Source organism: Paracoccus cavernae, assembly GCF_042430175.1.
GTDB lineage: Bacteria > Pseudomonadota > Alphaproteobacteria > Rhodobacterales > Rhodobacteraceae > Paracoccus > Paracoccus cavernae.
The window spans coordinates 1-4,991 of record NZ_JBHMDZ010000029.1 but is presented as its reverse complement, the minus strand read 5'-3'; the positions used below and the strand labels follow the sequence as shown (position 1 = coordinate 4,991).

At 62.4% G+C, this 4,991-nt stretch carries 8 protein-coding genes; 4 read left to right on the top strand and 4 right to left on the bottom strand.

Annotated features, from left to right (window positions below; all coding sequences use genetic code 11):
• Nucleotides 1-318 precede the first annotated feature (318 nt).
• Nucleotides 319-615 (top strand): type II toxin-antitoxin system RelE/ParE family toxin, encoded by a 297-nt coding sequence (locus tag ACFFUC_RS12555; protein ID WP_112313498.1) that lies wholly within the window; start codon nt 319-321, stop codon nt 613-615.
• 3 nt (nt 616-618) lie between these two features.
• On the top strand, nt 619-915 hold the full coding sequence (locus tag ACFFUC_RS12550; protein ID WP_085787616.1) for an addiction module antidote protein: 297 nt from the start codon (nt 619-621) through the stop codon (nt 913-915).
• A gap of 4 nt (nt 916-919) precedes the next feature.
• On the opposite strand, the gene ACFFUC_RS12545 is transcribed toward ACFFUC_RS12550, so the two are convergent.
• Both ACFFUC_RS12545 and ACFFUC_RS12540 read right to left on the bottom strand, forming a co-directional pair.
• On the bottom strand, nt 920-1,486 hold the full coding sequence (locus ACFFUC_RS12545) for a hypothetical protein (protein WP_205295612.1): 567 nt from the start codon (nt 1,484-1,486) through the stop codon (nt 920-922).
• A complete protein-coding gene (locus ACFFUC_RS12540; protein WP_085787614.1) occupies nt 1,483-1,749 on the bottom strand; it encodes a hypothetical protein in 267 nt (88 codons plus the stop codon). The genes ACFFUC_RS12545 and ACFFUC_RS12540 overlap by 4 nt, the downstream gene beginning before the upstream one ends.
• 153 nt (nt 1,750-1,902) lie before the next feature.
• Here ACFFUC_RS12540 and mobQ point away from each other — a divergent pair, with 153 nt between their 5' ends.
• Both mobQ and ACFFUC_RS12530 read left to right on the top strand, forming a co-directional pair.
• Entirely contained in the window at nt 1,903-3,144 is a 1,242-nt protein-coding gene (gene mobQ, locus ACFFUC_RS12535) for a MobQ family relaxase (RefSeq protein ID WP_240200266.1), read from the top strand.
• Between the two features lie 149 nt (nt 3,145-3,293).
• Nucleotides 3,294-3,764 carry a GNAT family N-acetyltransferase gene (locus ACFFUC_RS12530; protein ID WP_377686705.1) on the top strand — a complete coding sequence of 157 codons (471 nt, stop codon included), beginning with the start codon at nt 3,294-3,296 and terminating at the stop codon, nt 3,762-3,764.
• Nucleotides 3,765-3,785: 21 nt separating this feature from the next.
• On the opposite strand, the gene ACFFUC_RS12525 is transcribed toward ACFFUC_RS12530, so the two are convergent.
• Nucleotides 3,786-4,184: a helix-turn-helix domain-containing protein gene (locus ACFFUC_RS12525; RefSeq protein WP_205295610.1), complete on the bottom strand. Its 399-nt coding sequence runs from the start codon at nt 4,182-4,184 to the stop codon at nt 3,786-3,788.
• Complete coding sequence (locus tag ACFFUC_RS12520) at nt 4,181-4,753, bottom strand: helix-turn-helix domain-containing protein (protein WP_240200264.1); 573 nt, start codon at nt 4,751-4,753, stop codon at nt 4,181-4,183. Before ACFFUC_RS12520 ends, ACFFUC_RS12525 begins: the two co-directional genes overlap by 4 nt.
• Between the last annotated feature and the right edge of the window lie 238 nt (nt 4,754-4,991).

Here is a 4,991-nt window from a genome sequence, read left to right as displayed (position 1 = left end):
TTTTTTTTGCCCTTCTTATGATCTTAAGGCAGGCAAAAAATGCACAGTCCGGGCGCGCTTGCGCGCCGGGGGGGAGCGCCTTTCCAAGGGGCTGGCGACCCCCCGCCTACGGACGGGCTGTGTAGTTTTTGCTTGCCATCGGACGCGAGGCCCCTTGTGGGCTGAGTGGACGATTCCGCGCATGTGCGCGCATGACGGGTGGGGGTGCGGGGGAGGGATGATGCACCGGCAACGCCCGTGGCTGGCCTCGGATTTGCTTAAAACAAGGAAGTGATAACTCTGGTTGTCAGACACCCGCATGATAACTATAGTTGTCGAATGATCGAGTTAATCCGAAGCGGAACCTTCGATACCTGGCTTTCCGGTTTGCGGGATCGCAGGGCGGTTGCGCGCATCGCTGCCAGACTGGACCGCCTTGCGGCGGGGAACCCCGGCGATGTGGAGCCGGTCGGAGAGGGTGTTTCGGAGCTGCGGATCAACTACGGGCCGGGCTACCGGGTGTATTTCATCCAGCGCGGGCCGGTTCTCGTGATCCTGCTTTGTGGCGGCGACAAGTCCACGCAGAGCAAAGACATCAAACAGGCCAAGGTGCTGGCCGCAGAGTGGAAGGGCTAAGCGATGCCGGAAGAAAAATTCGCCCGCTATGATTCCGCCGACTACCTCAAGACCGAGGAAGACATTGCGGCCTATCTCGAAGCGGTCATGGAAGATGGCGGCGACGATCCCGCCTATGTTGCCCGCGCCCTTGGGGTGGTTGCCCGCGCCCGGAACATGACCGCGCTGGCCCGTGAGGTTGGCATGAGCCGGGTGGGGCTGAACAAGGCGCTGTCCGGGGATGGCAACCCTACGCTGTCCACGGTGATGAAGGTCGCCAAGGCGCTCGGGCTGAAAGTCTCGATCCAGCCCGGCGCGTGAGCTGTCATTCCCCGGCTGGCTGTGTCGGTGGCGAAACCATGAAGATGCAGTATCGGCTTCCGTCCCGCTGATCGGCGAATTCGCCGCCTGCCGTTCGGCAGTAGATGCTTGGATACTGTCCGAAGGCTTTGGCATCGGCACGGCCTTGGAGCCAGAACACGGCCAGCGCGCCGATAAGCGCCCCTGCGGCCCCGATCGAGGCCAGCCAGACCCAGAACCCGCCGAACCAGCGCCATGCCTCTCTGCGGGCCTCTCCTGCGGCCTGTGAGAGGCTCTTGGCCGTTTGGAGGATCTCGGCATGGGATTCCCGGATAGCCGCTCTGGCGGCGTCCTGTGCGGCTTCTATGGCGGCGAGGTTGGTCTTGGCGGTGGCGAGCTGCAGCTGGCCTTCAAGGCGCTGTTCCAGCCGCTTTCCGGTTTGCGCCATGTTGTCGAGGCTCTGGGCGATGGTCGCGTTGAGGTGTTCGGCCTCGTCCCTGTCGAGGCTGGTGCGTTGCAGGTTCTCGATCTGGCGGCGCAGTGCGCCAATATCATCGACCAGAACCAGAAACGGATCGGTGTTGCCGCTCATGCCTCACCCGCCCCGGCGCTTTGCGCCCTGGCATCGAGGTCGGCCAGCAGTCCGGCGATTTCCTTCTGGTCCACGTCCCGGGTTGCGTTCTTGCGTAGGGTGGATGCCAGCCATTTGGAAATCTTGGGGTCTTTCAGTGCCTCGGTGGTGACGATGGCGCCGACGATGATCTTTCGGCGGGTGTCGCTGGCTTTCTGACGGGTTTTTAGCCGCGCCAGCTTCGCTTGCGCATCTGCAATCTGCTGGTCGATGGTGCGCGCCATTCTTCCGCCCTTCCTCGTTACAACCGTTGAATTTGTGCCGCGTAGTGGATAGCGTGTCAAACACGAAGTGCCCACTTATACAAACGCTGCGCGTTTGTGTGGGCAAAGGGGCAACTGCATTCCCCTTTGAACCCCAAGCAAGAGCGCGCGGAAATGGCGATCTACCACCTTCGGGCTACGATGATTTCTCGCTCCGCTGGGCGCAGCGCCACGGCGGCAGCGGCCTACCGCGTGGGCGAACGGATCGAGGATCACCGCACCGGGCTGACCTTCGATTACCGTGCGCGCGGTGGCGTCGATCACGTCGAAACCCTCGCCCCGGCCAATGCGCCCGCATGGGTGCAGGATCGGTCGGCGTTGTGGAACGCGGTCGAGGCGGCAGAGACCCGGAAGAATTCGCAGGTCGCCCGCGAAATCCGGGTGGCCCTGCCCGCCGAGCTGGACCACGGGCAGCGCGTCGAGCTGGTGCGCGAGTTCTGCCAGCGCGAGTTCGTGGCCCGTGGCATGGTGGCTGACATCGCTCTTCATGCGCCGGGGCGCGAAGGCGATGATCGCAACCACCATGCCCATATCCTGCTGACCACCCGTGAGATCGGCCCCGAGGGGTTCGGGGCGAAGAACCGGGACTGGAACGCGGTCGAGGTGCTGGAAGGATGGCGTGAGGCGTGGGCGCGGGACAGCAACCGCGCCCTTGAGCGATGCGGCCATGACGAGCGGATCGACCACCGGACGCTAGAGGCGCAGCGGATCGAGGCGCAGGAGCGGGCCACCGCGGCGCATGATCGCGGCGACGAGGCCGAGGCGCTGCGTCAGACGGTGCGGGCGGTGGAGCTGGACCGGGATCCTCTGCCGCAGCTATCGGCCGGGGCGTGGCAGATGAAGGAACGCGGCATCGAGGTCGCGGCCGTCCGGGTCTGGCGCGAGGTCAAAGCGCAGGCGGTCGAGGTTGCGCGGGTGGCGGAGGTTCTGGCCGGTCAGGTGCGGGACTGGATCGGGCGGGCGGTGGATCGCCTCGGGCCGCCGGCGCAGGGTTTGGCCTATGCCGGCGCTGCGGATCGGGATGGCCGGGAGGGGAGGCAGGACCTGGCCGCGCGGTTGCGTGAGGCATGGGAAGCCCGCCAGAGCCGCACCGCGTCCGATACCGTGGCCGCACCTGGACAAACCCCGGAACCGGAATCCGCCCGCAGCCTGGCCGAGCGGCTACGGGAGGCAGCGCAGGGGATCGACCGGGGGACGCTGGCCGAGGCGGCAGCGCGGTTGCAGGAAAGCCGGGAGGCCGAGGAACGCCAGCGGGTGCAGGAGGCCGAGCGCCTGAAGGAGCAAGAGCGGCAGCAGGAACTGTTGCGGGAGCGGGAAGCCCGTGACCACGACCGGGACGGCGGGCTTACTCACTGATCCGGCCAGCCCCGACCCTACAGCCCGCAATGGAACGAGCGGGCCGGGACTGGCCTATAGACGGTTTGAAGCCTCGGCGACATTACAGGACATAAGATGCGGAAATTGGAGGAAAAATGATGTGTGTGCGCGTAGCCACCACCAAGGATATGCAGGAGATCGCTGCCCTGATTGGACGCTCTTACTCGATCTTGATGCAGTCTGCCTATGCGCAAGATGTGCTGGCCCGCGCCCTGCCAGCAATGACTAGGGCGAATCCTGATCTTGTGGCCTCTGGAACTTTCTATGTAGCGGAGGATGCCGGTTCTCTTGTTGGATGTGGGGGCTGGACTTTTGCCCCACCGGGGGGCGGGACCATCATAGATGGTCTTGTTCATGCAAGACATTTTGCGGTTGAACCTGAGCGATCTGGAACCGGCATAGGCAGGGCAATTTTCGAGAGAGTGAGCAACGATGCCTGCGCAGCGGGGGCGGTTCGGATTCAGGCACTATCCAGCTTGAACGCAGAACCGTTCTATAAGCGTATGGGGCTGGATCGTCTGGACCTGATCCCTGTTGCAATGGGGGCGGGCGTCGAGTTCCCTGTTGTTCTGATGGAAGGCCCCCTTTTTCTATCCTAGGCGCTTCGTCCGCAGCTGACCCTAAAACGGCCACCAGCGGCGGCGGGACTGACTGGCTTCCGGTGCAGGCAGCATCCGGCGCAGATCCTCGATGTGCTTCCCACGTTCTTCGGCCAGTGCCTCGGCTATCGCCACCCGTTTTTCAGCATCTGCAAGCCGCTCTTTCAGAGCCTCAACTTGACCATGTAAAGGGGTGTTCTTGGTGGACAAGTTTCCATGTTCTTTGCCATCATCCTTTACCACCTCAACTTGCCTTGGCTGGTAAATCCTTGCCATCTCTGAGGGGTCTATTGTCCATGTTCCTTGTCCATCCTGAACACCTGAAATCTTGCCAGATTTAAGGGCTTTTTGCAGGGTTGGCCGGGAAACATCGAAGTGTTTTACCGCCTCGCGTATGGAAAGTTTGTCCACCTTTTTCACCCCTGTTCCTGCTGGTCAAATTTGGGTGATATTGCCCGGTCAATGGTGGGCAAGTCTGGCTCCATGTCTTTTAGAAACGGCTGCGAAGGTGGCGGCAGGCCGGGGCCGCCGGGTATCTGCCCCTCACTGATGCGTGGCAGGTGTCGCAGGGGGGCTTGCTGGTCGAGTTCAGCGCGGTCGGGCTGCTCCTCCTCGGACACAACTACAGCCGCACTAAACAGGCTGTAGCGCAGCCCGTCCCGTGATCCCTGCCATGCCACCCTGTCGTTGACGACATAGGCATTGGTCTGGCTGGTCGCGCCAAGTTGGCGAACCTCGATCCAGCGGCCTTCGGCCAGATCGACGATGGCGCGCCTGACGGACCGTGTGGAAAGGCCGCACAGCTTGGCGATGGTGTCCTGGCTGATGACCACGGCATTATGCTCACCGAGGTTGGCGCACAGAATGTGCATCACAGCGCTGGCAGCAGGCTTTTTTGCCAGTATCGCCCACGCCTCGTGGGCTTCCCGGTCAGTTTGAACCCAAGTGCCGAGCGGGCGCTTTGCGGGAATGGGGGGAGGCTTTGCCACTGTCTATTATCCGGCGAATTTTTCCAAATTCTGGACAGATTTGGCAGGAATGCGGCCCTTGTCAAGTTTTTGGACATAAATGGCCTCAGCATAGGACACCAGAGTCCTCTACCTCCGCTCGGCTGGCTGTCACATTCCCGGACATAAATGGCCTAAGAGGACACCAGAGTCCTCTACCCCGGACTCTGGTGTCCTATAGGGGGGAGGTAACACGCTGTTTTTCAACAATGTTTTTTTT